This is a genomic window from Peptoniphilus lacydonensis (genome assembly GCF_900106515.1).
In the GTDB taxonomy this organism is placed as follows: domain Bacteria; phylum Bacillota; class Clostridia; order Tissierellales; family Peptoniphilaceae; genus Peptoniphilus_A; species Peptoniphilus_A lacydonensis.
In genome coordinates this window covers 226,610-242,164 of sequence record NZ_FNWF01000003.1, presented here as the reverse complement: position 1 = coordinate 242,164, position 15,555 = coordinate 226,610, and the positions used below count along the sequence as shown (strand labels likewise).

16 protein-coding genes are annotated in these 15,555 nt (G+C 30.1%); 9 read left to right on the top strand and 7 right to left on the bottom strand.

The window, feature by feature from the left end; translation table 11 throughout:
- The first annotated feature begins 36 nt into the window (after nucleotides 1-36).
- From pepD to BQ5450_RS02905, 5 genes are all read left to right on the top strand, one after another.
- The gene (pepD, locus tag BQ5450_RS02925; RefSeq protein ID WP_071125935.1) at nucleotides 37-1,491 is read left to right on the top strand and encodes a beta-Ala-His dipeptidase; all 1,455 of its coding nucleotides are present in this window, start codon (nucleotides 37-39) and stop codon (nucleotides 1,489-1,491) included.
- A 14-nt stretch (nucleotides 1,492-1,505) separates the two neighbouring features.
- Entirely contained in the window at nucleotides 1,506-1,841 is a 336-nt protein-coding gene (locus BQ5450_RS02920) for a DUF1292 domain-containing protein (protein WP_010245475.1), read from the top strand.
- A gap of 8 nt (nucleotides 1,842-1,849) precedes the next feature.
- Nucleotides 1,850-2,758 carry a tRNA modification radical SAM protein MnmL/YtqA gene (locus tag BQ5450_RS02915; RefSeq protein ID WP_010245472.1) on the top strand — a complete coding sequence of 303 codons (909 nt, stop codon included), beginning with the start codon at nucleotides 1,850-1,852 and terminating at the stop codon, nucleotides 2,756-2,758.
- Nucleotides 2,755-3,180 (top strand): hypothetical protein, encoded by a 426-nt coding sequence (locus BQ5450_RS02910; protein ID WP_071125934.1) that lies wholly within the window; start codon nucleotides 2,755-2,757, stop codon nucleotides 3,178-3,180. Before BQ5450_RS02915 ends, BQ5450_RS02910 begins: the two co-directional genes overlap by 4 nt.
- 103 nt (nucleotides 3,181-3,283) lie before the next feature.
- Nucleotides 3,284-3,838 carry a DUF6648 family protein gene (locus BQ5450_RS02905; RefSeq protein WP_010245466.1) on the top strand — a complete coding sequence of 185 codons (555 nt, stop codon included), beginning with the start codon at nucleotides 3,284-3,286 and terminating at the stop codon, nucleotides 3,836-3,838.
- A gap of 59 nt (nucleotides 3,839-3,897) precedes the next feature.
- Here the strand turns inward: BQ5450_RS02905 and BQ5450_RS02900 are convergent, their stop codons facing one another.
- A complete protein-coding gene (locus BQ5450_RS02900) occupies nucleotides 3,898-4,155 on the bottom strand; it encodes a putative signal transducing protein (protein WP_010245465.1) in 258 nt (85 codons plus the stop codon).
- A 158-nt stretch (nucleotides 4,156-4,313) separates the two neighbouring features.
- Here BQ5450_RS02900 and BQ5450_RS02895 point away from each other — a divergent pair, with 158 nt between their 5' ends.
- Together BQ5450_RS02895 and BQ5450_RS02890 are read left to right on the top strand one after the other, a co-directional pair.
- The gene (locus BQ5450_RS02895) at nucleotides 4,314-5,618 is read left to right on the top strand and encodes a sodium-dependent transporter (protein WP_010245462.1); all 1,305 of its coding nucleotides are present in this window, start codon (nucleotides 4,314-4,316) and stop codon (nucleotides 5,616-5,618) included.
- A 117-nt stretch (nucleotides 5,619-5,735) separates the two neighbouring features.
- Complete coding sequence (locus tag BQ5450_RS02890; protein WP_010245459.1) at nucleotides 5,736-6,029, top strand: hypothetical protein; 294 nt, start codon at nucleotides 5,736-5,738, stop codon at nucleotides 6,027-6,029.
- Between the two features lie 53 nt (nucleotides 6,030-6,082).
- On the opposite strand, the gene rpsD is transcribed toward BQ5450_RS02890, so the two are convergent.
- Nucleotides 6,083-6,679, bottom strand: coding sequence for a 30S ribosomal protein S4 (gene rpsD / locus BQ5450_RS02885; protein WP_010245455.1), 597 nt, complete (start codon nucleotides 6,677-6,679; stop codon nucleotides 6,083-6,085).
- 230 nt (nucleotides 6,680-6,909) lie between these two features.
- Here rpsD and BQ5450_RS02880 point away from each other — a divergent pair, with 230 nt between their 5' ends.
- Nucleotides 6,910-8,253, top strand: coding sequence for an oxaloacetate decarboxylase subunit alpha (locus BQ5450_RS02880; RefSeq protein ID WP_071125933.1), 1,344 nt, complete (start codon nucleotides 6,910-6,912; stop codon nucleotides 8,251-8,253).
- A 107-nt stretch (nucleotides 8,254-8,360) separates the two neighbouring features.
- Here the strand turns inward: BQ5450_RS02880 and BQ5450_RS02875 are convergent, their stop codons facing one another.
- From BQ5450_RS02875 to BQ5450_RS02855, 5 genes are read right to left on the bottom strand one after another with little or no spacing between them, the layout of a single operon-like run.
- The gene (locus tag BQ5450_RS02875) at nucleotides 8,361-9,326 is read right to left on the bottom strand and encodes an ABC transporter ATP-binding protein (RefSeq protein ID WP_071125932.1); all 966 of its coding nucleotides are present in this window, start codon (nucleotides 9,324-9,326) and stop codon (nucleotides 8,361-8,363) included.
- Entirely contained in the window at nucleotides 9,323-10,354 is a 1,032-nt protein-coding gene (locus BQ5450_RS02870) for an ABC transporter ATP-binding protein (RefSeq protein WP_071125931.1), read from the bottom strand. Before BQ5450_RS02870 ends, BQ5450_RS02875 begins: the two co-directional genes overlap by 4 nt.
- A gap of 10 nt (nucleotides 10,355-10,364) precedes the next feature.
- Complete coding sequence (locus BQ5450_RS02865) at nucleotides 10,365-11,294, bottom strand: ABC transporter permease (protein ID WP_010245443.1); 930 nt, start codon at nucleotides 11,292-11,294, stop codon at nucleotides 10,365-10,367.
- 4 nt (nucleotides 11,295-11,298) lie between these two features.
- Nucleotides 11,299-12,240 carry an ABC transporter permease gene (locus BQ5450_RS02860; protein WP_234346990.1) on the bottom strand — a complete coding sequence of 314 codons (942 nt, stop codon included), beginning with the start codon at nucleotides 12,238-12,240 and terminating at the stop codon, nucleotides 11,299-11,301.
- Between the two features lie 51 nt (nucleotides 12,241-12,291).
- Nucleotides 12,292-13,977 carry a peptide ABC transporter substrate-binding protein gene (locus BQ5450_RS02855; RefSeq protein WP_010245438.1) on the bottom strand — a complete coding sequence of 562 codons (1,686 nt, stop codon included), beginning with the start codon at nucleotides 13,975-13,977 and terminating at the stop codon, nucleotides 12,292-12,294.
- Nucleotides 13,978-14,220: 243 nt separating this feature from the next.
- On the opposite strand from BQ5450_RS02855, the gene BQ5450_RS02850 reads away from it, so the two are divergent.
- Complete coding sequence (locus BQ5450_RS02850; protein ID WP_071125930.1) at nucleotides 14,221-15,468, top strand: aminopeptidase; 1,248 nt, start codon at nucleotides 14,221-14,223, stop codon at nucleotides 15,466-15,468.
- The last annotated feature ends 87 nt before the right edge of the window (nucleotides 15,469-15,555 follow it).

Below are 15,555 nucleotides of genomic sequence, written 5' to 3'. Positions count from 1 at the left end.
CTTCTGACTTATGTATAATAGACCTAGGAGGTTTAAATGAAAGAAACAAATTCTTTATTAGAGAATAGAACTTTTTATTACTTTGATAAATTGACAAAAATCCCTAGATGTTCTTGTGAAGAGGAAAAAATTAGAGAGTATTTAATTAATTTTGCAAAGGAACATAATCTAGAATATAAGACAGATGAGATTGGAAATGTTGTTATAATTAAAGAAGCAACAAAAGACTATGAAAGTGTGGATAGTGTAATTTTACAAGGACACATGGACATGGTTTGTGAAAAAACTCCTGAATGTCAAATTAATTTTTCAAAGGATCCTATAAAATATGAAATTGAAGGCGACAATATAATTGCAAAAGAAACAACTCTTGGTGCAGATAATGGGATTGCTGTTGCCATGATTCTTGCAATTTTGGAATCAGATGAATATAAACATCCAAAAATTGAAGCTCTTTTTACAGTAAACGAAGAAAGTGGAATGACTGGAGCAGCAAATCTTGGAAAGGGAATGGTTACTTCAAATAGACTTTTAAATGTTGACTCTGAGACAGAAGGAGTGGGATGTATTTCCTGCGCAGGTGCAGAAAGAGATAAAATAATTTTAAAAAAAGATTACAAAAATTTAAATAAAAATAAGAGTTTTTATGAGATAATTGTAAATGGATTAAAGGGCGGACATTCTGGTCAAGAAATTCAAGTTGGACTTGGAAATGCTATAAAACTTTTGGGTAGAAGTCTTTACAAGATTTTTGAAAAAGTTGATGCTGATTTAATAGAAATTGAAGGCGGAGCAAAGCCAAATGCTATCCCAAGATATTCAAGAGCTATTATAGCTGTAAATGAAGAAGATATAAAAGAAATTCAAGATATAATTGTAGAATTAAATTCAGATTTTGTCACAGAAATTGGAAAAGTTGATCCTGATGTTAGACTTAATTTTGAAAAATCAAGAGATTCTTTTGACAAAGCTTTTTCTGATGAATTAAAAAATAATATTGTGAACCTTTTAAATTTACTTCCAAATGGGGTAATAAGCATGAGTAAGAACATACATGGCTTAGTTGAAACTTCTGTAAATGTTGGAGTAATTGAAAATGTTAAAGATTCTGTAAATATTATTTCAAATATTAGATCATCTGTTTCTTCTGCAAAAGAATATGTCGGAGAAATTAATAAAATTGCAACAAAAAATCTTGGTGCAGATTTTGAAATAATTACAAAATATCCTGCATGGGAATACAAAGAAAACTCTCCTTTAAGAGATGTTGCAAAAGAAGCTTACAAGGAAGTGAGCGGAAAGGAATTTAAATTAGAAGCAATTCATGCAGGCCTTGAATGTGGTATTTTTGTAGAAACTATTGGTGATATAGATATGCTTTCCATAGGACCAAATATGGGGGGAGTTCACGCACCTGGAGAACATCTTTCAATATCATCTACAAAAAGGACATTTGAATTTTTAATTAAAATATTAGAAAATTTAAAATAAATTTTGGAGGAATTATGAATAACGAAGAAAAAAAATTACATGAACACGACGAAAATTGTGAATGTGGATTAGATCACGAACATGAAGAAGAAGGTTATCAAACTATTACACTTACACTTGATGATGACAGTGAAATGGTGTGCATAGTTCTTGGAATTTTTGAATGTGAAAATGAGGAATACATTGCTCTTCTTCCTGAAGATGAAGAAGATGGCGAAGATGTATTTATCTACAAATATAAAGAAATTGACGAAGAGGAAGTTGAACTTGATATTATCGAATCAGAAGAAGAATTTGAAAAAGTTTCAAAAACTTTTGAAGAGCTTCTTGATGATGGGGATGAAGAATAATTTTCTAGATGATTTACAGAAAGTATTCTGACTTTTTAAGAGAAAAATTTGGTGAAAAAGTCTATAAACTTCCGGTTAAACTTGATTTAACTTGTCCTAATAGAGATGGAACCTGTGGATTTGGTGGATGTATTTTTTGTGGAGAAGAAGGCGGAAGCTTTGAAAATAATAATGGAAGTGTAAGAGAGCAACTTTTACAAAATAAGGAGCATATAAAAAAGAAATACAAGGCCAATAAATATATTGCTTATTTTCAAAATTTTACAAATACTTATATGGAATTTGATGATTTTAAAAAAGTGATAGAAGAATCCCTTATAGAAGATGTTGTTGGTGTGAGCATTTCTACAAGACCAGACTATCTTCCACAAAGACATTTAGATTATTTGGAAGAGTTAAGTAAAGAATATTTTGTGACAGTTGAAATTGGACTCCAAACTCCAAATTATCACAGTTTAAAAAAGTTAAATAGAGGTCATGGCCTTTCGGAATTTATTGATGCAGTTTTAAAATTAAAAAAAAGAAATATTAATGTCTGTACTCACATTATAATAGGCCTTCCTTGGGACGATAACTTAGATATTGTTGAGTGTGCGAAGATTTTAAATGTTCTTGATATTGATGAAGTAAAGATTCACGCTCTTTATATTTTAAAAGACACTGCTCTTGGAGATATGTATGAAAAAGAGGAAATAAAACCAATTTCTTTAAAAGATTATGAGAATAAAGTTATACTCTTTTTAAGAAATCTCAAAGATGATATAATAGTAGAAAGAATAATAGGAAGAGCACCTTATGAAAATTCTCTTTTTTGTAATTGGAATACTTCATGGTGGAAAATTAGAGATGAAATAGTTATGAAAATGCAAGAAAATGGATACACTCAGGGTGATCTAGTGAAAGGAGAAATACTATGATAAAGTATATTTTAGGAAGTAAAGGCGCTGGAAAGACAAGATGGTTAATTGACAGTGCAAATGAAGATATGAAAAAGGGTGATGGAAATATTGCCTTTGTTGAAGTTGATGACGACCATATTTTTAGTTTAGATTACAATGTAAGACTTATTAATGCAACTGAATATAGATTAAATTCCATTGATAGCTTTTATGGTTTTATTTGTGGACTTCTTGCAATGGACTATGATCTACACAAAATTTATGTTGACGGAATTTACAAAGTACTTTCACTTAATGTTGAAGATTTAGAACATCTTTATAATAAAATTTCTAAAATTCCTGATGCTGAAAATAAAGAAATTTATATAAATGTTGATTATGTAAAAGAAGATATGCCAGAATCCCTAAGAGATCACTCTTTAGAAGTAACTTATAAATAAGGTGTTAATTGTGGATAGAAAACTTATTGCTAGAATTATTGCGATTATACTTGTAATTGCAATGATAATTCCAGTGTTTCTAAGTGTAATTTAATGGTGCCTTGTGGAGTTTAAAAGAAGGAAAGGACTTTTTGAAGATTTTTTTGAACATAGGTCTTATTTAATTATGCAATATACTAATGGAGATCTTTCAAAGAGAGAATTTTTGCAGAAAAATTTTGATTACTTTGCAATTAGAAATGCAAAGCCCTATATAAAAGTGGATTCTTATGAAAAGGGAATGTATAACTATCAATATTATAATGTAATGGCGAAATATTACAGATCTCTTTCTAAAGATGTAAAAAATACGAAAAAACATTCAAAATATTATAATTATTATTTAAATTTAACAAATAAATATTATGATTTAAAAGATGAATCGGTCTTAGACATTTTATATATACAGGATTTTAAAAATGTAAGGGCTTATTTTATCAATTGTGAATCGAAATCTCTTAGAAATGAACTTTACGAGATAGTATTGGAAGATAAGAAAGAAGCAATATTTCATTCAAAAGCACCTTGGCTTTTAGAAATTTTAAAGAAGGAAAGTGTTTTTGAAGATGAAATGAAGACATCAATAATAGACCATTATATAAACGAAAAATATTATTAACAATAAATCCCTGCTTTTAAGTAATCTTTATTAATGATTATTTAAAAGCAGGGATTTTTCTAATCAAAATTTAATCCATCTGTATCTTCATTATCTTTCATAAAATAAACTAAAAGTTCATTTGCACTTTCAAAATCTTTTTCAGAAACGTATATTCCTTTTTCATAAATCGAAAAACCTGAAATAATTCTCATAAAATCACCTTCGTCTTTTACAAAATAAGGTATTTTATTGTCCTCTAAAAAAGCACAGACTTCGTCAAATATAAGCTTATTAGTTGAACTTACAAGTTTTACATATTCAATATCTTTTTTCATATTATCACCTAAATAAATTATATCATGAATTGAATTAGTATTTTTTAAAAATATTTAAGTTTAAGAAACATAAAATATAGGATTAGATTACTTTATCTATTTAAAAAAAAGGAATTTTGTGATAATATTTTTAGTAATATAAAAAAAGGAGGTAACATATGTCAAAACAAAATGAAGGATTTTCATCGATAATTGGATTTATTATGGTTGCCATTGGACTCGCTCTTGGTATAGGAACTTTATGGAGGTTTCCATATGTAGTTGGAGAAAATGGTGGAGCAATTTTTATATTTTTATATATTTTAATTATTTTAGTTATAGGAATTCCTCTTATGACTTGTGAAGTTACGATAGGTTATGCTACTGGTAATGCTGCGATAGACGCTTATAAAGTTCTAAAGCCTAATACTAAGTGGTATCTAGCAGGATATCTTCACACAGTGGCAGCACTAATAATTGTTGGTTACACATCAGTTATATATGCATGGATTATAAAATATATTGGAGGTGCTTTTTCTGGTGATTTTATTGGACTTACTAGTGAAGGGATTCAAGCTTATTTTGATGGTTTTAACGCAAATAAACCAATTGTATTTTTATTTTTCTTAATTAATTTTATATTGAATGATGCTGTAATCATTTTAGGAGTACAAAAGGGTATAGAAAGGGTTTCAAAAATTTTAATTCCGATTTTATTTGTAATAATGATTGTAATAATAATATTTGGACTTAGACTTCCTGGAGCAAAGGATGGAATTGAATTTTTATTTAAACCAGACCCTTCTAAATTTTCATTAAATTCAATCATAATTTGTCTAGGTCAAGCTTTTTTTGCTCTTGGACTTGCCATGCTGGGATCTATGGTATTTGGATCTTATATTAAAGAAAAAAATGAAAATATATTTAAAGACTCTTCTGTAATTTGCATTGCACTTGTATTTGCAGGAATTTTATCAGGACTTATGATTTTGCCAATAGTTTTTGCAACTGGTCTTACACCAGGAGAAGGGGTAGGACTTACATTTTTAACTCTTCCACTTGCATTTAATGTTGTACCTTTTGGAAGAATTTTGTCTGTATTATTTTATTTTGGTTTTTATATAGCAGCTTTTACATCGTCAGTTGGAGTATTAGAAGCAATTGTAGGGCAATTTATGGAAAGATTTAAACTTGAAAGAGTAAAGGCACTTATTTTTGCAAATATTATAATAATTATAATAGCAGCTATTTCAATTTTTATCGATCCAGCATTTGCATTTATAGATAATTTAGAAAGTAATTATATTTTGGTTATTGGATGTCTATTAATTGCACTATTCTCAGCAAGAGCATGGAAAATGGAAAATGTATTTGAAGCAGCAAATATAAAAAATAAATTTATTAGAACTTGGATGAATGTAAGTATAAAATATATATCACCAGTTGTTATTGTGATAATATTTTTAAGTCAATTTATAAAATAAAAAATTTATAAAAAATAAGTCGCATGGATAAATTTCTTCGGCTTATTTTTCTTTAGTATTTAAATTAAATTTTTTATGTAAATTATAAAGATTTTATTTTTTATGAGGTGATTTATTATGGATAATTTTTTGTTAGAATTAAAAGTTGTAAATCCTTTTAAAGTATCCTATGCTTTTTTAGATACAAAAGATGAATATGTTTTAAGAAAGTTAAGAGAAGAATTAAAAATAAATAAATCCAAAGTATATTCTAAAGAAGGGAATAATTTGAATGTAACTATTATATTTTTTTCTAAGAAAAATAAAGATGAATTTTTAAAACTTATGGACAGAATATATAGTGATCTTTTCTTATTAGGGTATAGAAAAGAAGAATTAAATATTTTAAATACTATTTCAAATGAAGTATAATAATAAAACATAGAACCAAAAAAAGACCCCAGAAAGGGTCTTTTTCGTTTTCATTACATATTCTTTGAATAAAATTCAACGATTAATTGGTCTTCAATTTCTATTGGAACATCTTCTCTATTTGGTAGAGAAACTAAAGTTGCTTTAAAGTCTTCATCCTTAGAGATATAAGGATAATTTACAACAAGATTAGTGTTGTAATTTTCTTTAAATAATTCAACTTTTCTTCCTTTAGTAGAAAGTGCAATTACATCACCAGCTTCACATCTATAAGATGGAATATTAACTTTTTTTCCATTTACAGTTAAATGACCGTGAGTAACCATTTGTCTAGCTTGTCTAATTGAAGATGCAAAGCCCATTCTGTAACATAAGCTATCAAGACGTCTTTCAAGGAATGTTACAAGATTAGGACCAGTTTGGCCTTGAGTTCTTTGAGCTTCTTTAAATAGATTAACAAATTGTTTTTCAAGAACACCATAATATGCTCTAAGTCTTTGTTTTTCTAAAAGTTGCTTACCATATTCAGTAAGTTTTTTATCGCTTCTTGCAGTACCCCTTGTAGCTTTTTTCATAGCCTTTGGGTGACCACATACATTTAGTCCAAGTCTTCTTGATTGCTTGAACTTTGGATCCATCATTTTTGCCATTTTTATCAAACTCCTATAAATTTTCGCCGCGATAATTTATAAGCCGATAGCATTATACTAGAAATGTGGTAATTTGTAAAGTTAAAAAATAGTTAAAATACTTTACAAGGGAATAAATATAATTTATCAGAAATAGTTTTCTTATATGAAAAAATTTTAAAAAGTTATGTTATACTAAAATAAGTAGGAATAAATTTATTAATAAAATATTTGTATATTCTGGAGGAGTTATGAAAAAGATAGATTTTGTTGATACTGTTCTTCGAGATGCACATCAATCACTTATGGCAACTAGGATGACCTATAAAGATATGGAACCTGCCCTAGATAAACTTGATAAAGTTGGATATAGAGCACTTGAATGTTGGGGAGGGGCTACTTTTGATTCTTGCATAAGATATTTAGACGAAGATCCTTGGCAAAGAATTAGAAATATAAAATCTCATTTAAAGAATACAAAAACACAAATGCTTTTAAGAGGTCAAAATCTTTTGGGATATAAAAATTATCCAGATGATGTAGTAGAAAAGTTTGTAGAGCTTTCTGTGAAAAATGGTGTTGATATTGTAAGAATTTTTGATGCACTTAATGATATGAGAAATGTAGAAACAGCGCTTAAAGCTACTAAAAAATCTGGGGCAGAAGCACAAGTTGCAATTTGTTATACTACTTCTAAAGTTCATACAATAAAATATTTTACTGATCTTGCAAAAAAGATTCAAGATATGGGAGCGGACTCTATTGCAATAAAAGATATGGCGGGTATTTTAACTCCTTATAGCTCAAGAGATTTAGTTAAATCATTGAGAAAAGAAATAGATATTCCAATAGAACTTCACACACATGAAACTACGGGTTGTGGGTCTATGACTTATTTAAAAGGTGTTGAAAAGGGCGCAAATATTTTAGATACGGCTCTTTCACCATTTTCAGGTGGCACAAGTCAACCGCCAACGGAAACTCTTGCCATTATTTTAAGAGAAGCAGGATATAAAGTAGACCTCAATCTAGATATTTTAAATGAAATTGCTCCATACTTCCAAGAAGTTAAAAATAAATATTTAAATAATGGGACAATGAGAGTTAAAATGATGCAAGTTGATCCAAAGGGACTTATTTATCAAGTGCCAGGTGGTATGCTTTCAAACTTAAATTCTCAACTTTCTGCAGCAAAACAAGAGCATTTATTTGATAAAGTTCTTGCAGAGGTGCCAAATGTTAGAAAAGATATGGGTTATCCACCACTTGTTACACCAATGAGTCAAATGGTGGGGACACAAGCTTCTTTCAATGTCATGACGGGAAGTAGATATAAAATGGTTCCAAATGAAATTAAGGACTATTTAAAGGGAAACTATGGAAAGAGTCCAGTTGAAGTTGATTCTGAATTTAGAAAATCAATTATAAAAGATGCAGAGGTTATTACGGATAGGCCTGCAAATCATCTTGATCCAGCTCTTGATAAATACAAACAAGAAATTGGAGATCTTGCAAAGAGCGAAGAAGATGTATTAACTTATGCTTTATTTCCACAAGTTGCAAAAGATTTTTTAAAGAAAAAATATAATAAATAAATTTTAGATACTATTAGATTTTCTAGTAGTATCTCTTTATTTTCTCAACAAAATAAAAAGTGACCCTATATTGTAATAGAGTCACTTTTCTTAGATCCTAAATTAAATTAATCGTATAAATGGCAAGCAACGAAATGTCCTGGTTTTACTTCTCTTAATTCAGGTTCAATTTTACGACATTTTTCAAAACATTTTTCGCATCTTGATTGAAATTTACAACCGACTGGTAAATCGATAGGGGAAGGAATTTCACCTTTAAGTGGAGTTCTATTTTTTATTCCAGCATCAGGATCGGGAATTGGTATAACTGAAATAAGTGCTTGTGTATAAGGATGAAGTGGATTTTCATATATATTTTCTTTGTCAGCAAGTTCCACAATTGATCCTAAATACATTACTCCAATTCTATCTGATATGTGTTTTACCATTGATAGGTCATGTGAAATAAATAAATAGGTAAGACCTAATTCTCTCTGCAATTTTATAAGTAGATTTACTACTTGTGCTTGTATAGAAACATCAAGTGCAGATATAGGTTCATCGCAAACTATAAATTCAGGTTCAACTGCAAGAGCTCTAGCTATGCCTATACGTTGTCTTTGACCACCAGATAGTTCTCTTGGAAATCTTGCACCATGTTCTGCATTAAGGCCGACCATCTTTAAAAGTTCGGAAACTCTGTTGTGTATTTCTTTTTCTGTTTTTTCGGGGAAGTGAACTCTCATACCTTCAGCTATTATATCTCCAATAGTCATACGTGGATCTAGAGAAGAGTAGGGGTCTTGAAAAATTATTTGGGCTTTTTTCTTAAATTTTTTTAAATCTTTTTTAGATTTGATTTCAGAAACTTCGACTCCATCATAATAAACACTTCCGCCAGTTTTTTTATGAAGACCAATGATCGTTCTTCCACAAGTTGTTTTTCCACATCCACTTTCACCTACAAGACCAAGGGTTTCAGTTTTATATATATTAAAACTTACATTATCAACTGCTGTTAATTTTTTATTTTTTCCAATATTAAATTTCTTTTCAAGATGATCAACTTTTATCAAAACTTCTTTATTATTCATAGTTCACCCCCTAAATCTTCTTGAGCCTCTTTTGCGTAAGGATGATTTCTCCAACAATAAGATCTGTGCGTTGGTGAAATTACAGTTTTTTCTGGTTTTTGTTTTCTACAGATTTTCATTGCATACTTGCATCTGTCGACAAAGGGACATCCTTTTATTTCCAAAAGTAAGTCAGGTGGTGTTCCTCCCAAAGAATAAAGTTCTTCTTTGGACTCAGTGTCGAGCCTTGGAACTGATTTTAAAAGTGCTTCAGTGTAAGGGTGATTTGGAGTTTTAAATATTTCTCTAACTTTTCCTTCTTCCATAACTTCTCCAGCATACATTATAAGAATCCTGTCTGCAAAATCCGCAACAACACCGAGATCATGAGTTACCAATACTATTGCAGTATTTTTCTTTTCCTTTAGTTCAGAAAGGAGTTCAAGTATTTGTGCTTGGACAGTAACATCAAGGGCAGTTGTAGGTTCGTCAGCAAGTAGAATTTTTGGATTACAAGCTAGGGCGATGGCAATCATAACACGTTGTCTAAGTCCTCCAGAAAGTTCAAAGGGGTATTGATTAATTCTTTCTTTTGGGTTTGGAATATTTACAAGTTCTAATAATTTTATAGCTTCTTCATTGGCTTCTTGTTTATTCATGTCAGTATGAAGAAGAAGGGATTCTGTAATTTGTTTGCCTATTTTTGTTGTTGGATTTAATGATGTCATAGGATCTTGAAATATCATAGAAACATCAGATCCTCTATAATCTTTAAGTCTATTTTTTTTCATTTTTAAAACATCTTCGCCATTAAAAAATATTTTAGAATCTTCTTTTATTTCAGAAGTGTGTTTAGGAAGAATTTGTAAAATAGCTTTTGAACAAACTGTTTTGCCACATCCACTTTCTCCAACAAGTGCGAGAGTTTCTTTCTCTTTAAGGTTGAAAGAAATTCCTCTAACTGCTTTTACCTCTCCAAGATAAGTGTTAAAAGATACATGGAGATTTTGAACATCTAAAACTTTTTTTTCATCGTTTATATTAGTCATAATTACCTCCTTAATCTCTTAAACTTGGATCTAGTGCGTCCCTTAATCCGTCACCAATTAATGTAAAGCATAGCATAGTTATTGCGATTAAAAGTCCAGGGAAAAATAATTGGTAAGGATAAAATAAAAATTTAGTTTGTGCAGCTGCCGCCATAGCACCCCAAGAAGTATTAGGGGGTTGTACTCCAAGTCCTAGATAACTCAAGAATGCTTCACTAAAAATGTAACCTGGAACATCAAAAGAAATTGAAACTAAAATTACATTTAAAGTGTTGGGTAGCAAATGCTTTAATATAATATCTTTATCTGAAACACCAAGAGCTTTAGCTGCAAGGACAAAGTCTTGCTCTTTTAAAGATAGAATTTGACCTCTAACAAGTCTTGCAAGACCACACCATCCTGTGATAGTCATAGCTAGTATTAAGGCTCCATAACCTGTGTCTTTGATTGCAAGTCTAATTATGATTACAAGAAGTAAGTAGGGAATTGAATATAGTATTTCAACAATTCTCATCATTATGGTGTCAACTTTGCCACCAAAATAACCGGATATGGCACCATAAATTCCACCTACAATAGTTCCTATTAATGCACCTACAATTCCTATTACAATAGAAACACGTCCACCTTTCCATAACCTTGTGAATATATCACGTCCAATATCGTCAGTTCCAAACCAAAATTCTGAATTAGGCTTAGTATTACTTATACCAACAACTTGGTCAAATTCGTAACTATTGATATATGGGCCGACAATAACGAGAATAGTTATAATACCTAATAAAGCAAGTGAAAATAAAGCTAATTTATTTTTCTTAAATCTTCTCCACGCATCAGACCAATAGGTTACCACTGGACGTCCTATAAATTCGGAATTTTTTTCTTCATTTGAAATTTTTTTAAAGTCATCTCTATTTAAAGTATGTTTTGTATTTTCCATAATATTACTCCGTGAATTTAATTCGTGGATCTACTAATCCGTAAACGATGTCTACTACAAGTTGAATTACTAAGAATAAAAATGCATAGAAAATTGTATTTCCAATAATCATAGGATAATCTCTATTTTGAATAGAACTTACAAAATAAAAGCCTAGTCCCGGTATACTAAACATATTTTCAATGATGAAAGAACCTATAAAGATACCTACAATTTGTGGACCAATTATTGTTATAACAGGTAAAATTGCATTTCTAAGCACATGTTTTCTTATTATGTTAAATCTAGAAACACCTTTAGCTTGTGCTGTGAGTATATAATCTTGATTTAAAACTTCTAGTACATTACTTCTCATATATCTGGCATATGTAGCTATTGATCCAAAGCACATAGCGATTGATGGAAGAACTGTGTTTTTAAAACTTCCACCACCCCAACCGGAAGTTGGGAACCATCTAAGTTTGGCAGCAAAAAAGTACTGCAACAGAGCACCCATTATAAAAACAGGTATTGTAATTCCAAGTATTGCAACAACTCTTATAATACTGTCAGGTAATCTAGAACGATTTAAAGCGGCTACTATTCCTAGTACAAGACCTATAACTAATCCTATAAGCATAGCTTGACCACCTATTCTTCCAGATACAGGAGCAGTTTCTTTAATTGTTGTAGTAACTTCTCTACCTGGATATTTATAAGAAGATCCTAAATCATGATTTACAACTGCATTTTTTAAGAATATTTTATATTGTTCAGAAGTTGGTTTATCTAGACCATATTTCTTTTTGTAATTTTCTCTTGTTTGCTCTGGCAGTGTCCTTCCCATTGCAGTAAGAGGATCGCCTTGGATGCTGTGCATCATATAAAAGGTTATTGTAGTAATTATAAATAAAGTAATAATCATATAAATTAACCTTTTACCAATATATTTTAACACTTCATTCATCTCCTTTTAGTGTAATATGGGGGCAACTTAGGCCCCCTTAATTTTAATTATTTAGTTTCTACCTGAAGTGTAAACATATCTAAGCCCAGTTGTGTCTAATTCTGATACCGGAAGTCCTTTTAGATAATCATATCTAAATTTGTGGTGAGTTACATTTGCGATTGGAATAACAGGAGATTCTTCAATTAATATTTTTTCAGCTTCTCCATATTTTTCAGCAGCTTCTTTTGTATCAGTTGTTTCAGAAGCTTCTTTGACTAATTTGTCATATTCAGGATTTGACCAGTTAGTAGTTATAACTCCTGCATCTGTTAAGAACATACTTAACATTGCGTAAGGATCGTCATAATCTGTAGACCATGCAGAGTAGGAAATTTGGAAATCTCCTTTATCCATAGCATTTGATAAAACTGGCCATTCAAGAGTAACGATATCAACATTTACTCCAAGAGCTTCTTTTAGATTAGCTTGAATATATTCATTAGCACCTTTTAAGTCAGCTGTGTTTGAAACTTTATATTCTAAAGTAACTTTTGATGGATCTGGATCCATGCCAAGTTCTTTTAGTCCTTCGATAAATAATTCCTTAGGATCATCTACTGAGTCAATAAGATCGTCTAAAGGTTTGAAACCAATTTGTTCAGAATATGGTTTTTCTCCTAAGTTTATAGTAGGAGGAACCCAACCTGTACAGTCAGTATTTACACCAGAGTAAACTTGTTTATTAAGTCCATCTCTATCAAGTCCAACTTGGATAGCTTGACGGATTTTTTTATTTGACATAAGTTTATTTTCTGTATTAATAGTCATAAAATCAAGAGTAGGTCTTATGAAAGGATACCAGTGGACACCTTCTTTGTCATCAAGTTTGTCTGTCCATTCCTTAATAGAAGTAGACATTGAGTCAATTTCTCCAACATCAAATGCATTACCTACAGTATTTATGTCGTTTAAAATTCTATAATTAATTTTTTCTAATTTGATATTATCTTTATTCCAATAAGTATCATTTTTAACTAAATTTACTTCAGAGTTGTGAGTCCAATCAGTAACTTTGAAAGGTCCACAACTTATAATTCCATCAGTACTTGATCCGAAAGAGTCACCATATTTTTCAACCATATCTTTACGTTGAGGGTACATTACTCTATAAGGGACAATTTTGATGAAATATTCAGCAGGAGCTTCTAAAGTAATTTCTAGAGTTTTATCATCAACAGCTTTAACTCCTAATTCGTCAACTGCCATTTCACCACTATTAACTGCTTTAAAGTTTTTAATAGGGTCTAATAAGAAAGCAGCTTGTGCAGCAGTATCAGGGTCAGCTGCTCTTTTGATTCCATATTCATAGTCGCCTGCAGTAACAGCTTGGCCATCTTCCCATTCAAAATCTCTTAAGTGGAAAGTATAAACTAAACCATCATCTGATACATCATAGCTTTCAGCACCAGCTGGTTCAACTTCAAGTTTATTTTCTTCAACTTCATGAATTTGAACTAATGGTTCATATACATTTGAAATTATATTTTTACTATAAGAGTCTTGTCCTACTTGAGCATCAAGAGTAACAGGTTCTGCACCAATGTGGCCCATGTAGTATTGGTCCTTGTCAAGTGAAGCTTCACCAGATTCAGCTGCTGGTTTTCCATTTTCAGCTTTTTTTTCTTCGCCTTTGCCACATGCTGTGAAAGTAAAAAGGCATAAAAGCAAAGCTAACAATAACGTTTTCTTTTTCATTATAAATCCTCCTTTAAGTTACCTAAAATTGTCTGCTGATAAAAAAATAATTTCTAAGCAAACTTTTTAGTAATTATTGTTACTTAAAATTATAACAAAATAATGTATAAAATTAAACACATAAAAATCAAATTATAAATTTTTAGTTTAATTTAATTAAAATTTGGAAAAAATATTTTAATATATTATTTGACAAATATTTTTATTTAGGATATCTTTTTCTTAAAAAGAGGTGTAGTAAATATGGAATACAAAAATTTTAATGTAGAAGATTATTTGGAAATTTATGCAAAATTAATTTTAAAAGATGGACTAAAAATAAAAAAAGACGACACACTTGTGGTTAGATGTCCAATTGAAGCAAGAGATTTTGCAATTATTTGTACAAAAATTGCCTATGAACTTGGTGCAAAAGAAGTGGTTATGGATTATAGAGATCCTCTTATTTCAAGACTTAAATATGAAAATGAAAGTGTAGAAGTGTTGACAGATGTCCCTAAGCACAAAGTAGACAAAGAAAATTATTACATGGATAAAAAGGCAAAGTATCTTTCTATTACAGGTTCTGACCCAGATGCATTTAAAGGTGTTGATTCAGAAAAATTGTTTAAATCAAATCTTGCAAATTCAAAAGCATTGAAAGATTTTTCTGCTAAGATGATGGCCAATTATGTTTCATGGATTGTTGCAGGGGCAAGTATACCTTCATGGGCTACAAAAGTTTTCCCAGATGTAGATGAAAATGAAGCAGTTAAAAAACTTTGGTTTGAAATTTTTAATTCTGTAAGACTTTTTGAAGATGATCCTGAAAAGGCTTTAGAAAATCACGTAAATAATTTAGATAGATATAGCAAATTTTTAAATGAAAATAGATTTAAAAAATTACATTATAAATCAGAAAAGGGAACAGATTTAGATGTAGAACTTCCTGATGAATATATTTTCTCAGCTTCAACTGATGTAAATAGCAGTGGAGAAGAATTTGTTGCAAATATGCCAAGCGAAGAAGTTTTTTCTGCACCAAGACTTGATGGTGTAAATGGAAAAATTTACAGCACAATGCCACTTAACTATAATGGAAATTTAATTGAAGATTTTTATCTAGTTTTTAAAGATGGAGAAGTTGTAGATTATGAAGCAAAAAATGGTAAAGAATATTTGAAAAATATCATTGAAACAGATGAAGGATCAAAAAGGCTTGGAGAAGTTGCTCTTGTTTCACATAACACACCAATTTCTATGAGAAAAGTTTTATACTACAATACACTTTATGATGAAAATGCTTCATGTCACTTTGCATTAGGCAAATCTTATCCAAGTTGTATCAAAGGTGGAGAAAAATTAAGCGAAGAAGAACTTAAAAAACGTGGAATGAACGATTCTCTTGTTCATGTTGATTTTATGGTTGGAGATGCTACAACAGAGATTGTTGGTGTAAAGGAAGATGGAGAAGAAGTTCAAATTTTTAAAGAAGGAAATTTTGTTATTTAAGATCAATTAAAAATGTTTATTTATTTAGCCAGATATTTTGTCTGGCTTTTAAATTGCAAATAATTGAACTAAATATTATAAATCTGT

Excerpts from the sequence above, each read along its gene's own strand:
- rpsD (WP_010245455.1), bottom strand. The coding sequence starts at position 6,679 with ATGGCAAAAATGATGGATCCAAAGTTCAAGCAATCAAGAAGACTTGGA.
- BQ5450_RS02850 (WP_071125930.1), top strand. The coding sequence starts at position 14,221 with ATGGAATACAAAAATTTTAATGTAGAAGATTATTTGGAAATTTATGCA.
- BQ5450_RS02915 (WP_010245472.1), top strand. The coding sequence starts at position 1,850 with ATGATTTACAGAAAGTATTCTGACTTTTTAAGAGAAAAATTTGGTGAA.
- BQ5450_RS02855 (WP_010245438.1), bottom strand. The coding sequence starts at position 13,977 with ATGAAAAAGAAAACGTTATTGTTAGCTTTGCTTTTATGCCTTTTTACT.
- BQ5450_RS02860 (WP_234346990.1), bottom strand. The coding sequence starts at position 12,240 with ATGAATGAAGTGTTAAAATATATTGGTAAAAGGTTAATTTATATGATT.
- pepD (WP_071125935.1), top strand. The coding sequence starts at position 37 with ATGAAAGAAACAAATTCTTTATTAGAGAATAGAACTTTTTATTACTTT.
- BQ5450_RS02880 (WP_071125933.1), top strand. The coding sequence starts at position 6,910 with ATGAAAAAGATAGATTTTGTTGATACTGTTCTTCGAGATGCACATCAA.
- BQ5450_RS02900 (WP_010245465.1), bottom strand. The coding sequence starts at position 4,155 with ATGAAAAAAGATATTGAATATGTAAAACTTGTAAGTTCAACTAATAAG.
- BQ5450_RS02920 (WP_010245475.1), top strand. The coding sequence starts at position 1,506 with ATGAATAACGAAGAAAAAAAATTACATGAACACGACGAAAATTGTGAA.
- BQ5450_RS02895 (WP_010245462.1), top strand. The coding sequence starts at position 4,314 with ATGTCAAAACAAAATGAAGGATTTTCATCGATAATTGGATTTATTATG.
- BQ5450_RS02875 (WP_071125932.1), bottom strand. The coding sequence starts at position 9,326 with ATGAATAATAAAGAAGTTTTGATAAAAGTTGATCATCTTGAAAAGAAA.
- BQ5450_RS02865 (WP_010245443.1), bottom strand. The coding sequence starts at position 11,294 with ATGGAAAATACAAAACATACTTTAAATAGAGATGACTTTAAAAAAATT.
- BQ5450_RS02890 (WP_010245459.1), top strand. The coding sequence starts at position 5,736 with ATGGATAATTTTTTGTTAGAATTAAAAGTTGTAAATCCTTTTAAAGTA.
- BQ5450_RS02910 (WP_071125934.1), top strand. The coding sequence starts at position 2,755 with ATGATAAAGTATATTTTAGGAAGTAAAGGCGCTGGAAAGACAAGATGG.
- BQ5450_RS02870 (WP_071125931.1), bottom strand. The coding sequence starts at position 10,354 with ATGACTAATATAAACGATGAAAAAAAAGTTTTAGATGTTCAAAATCTC.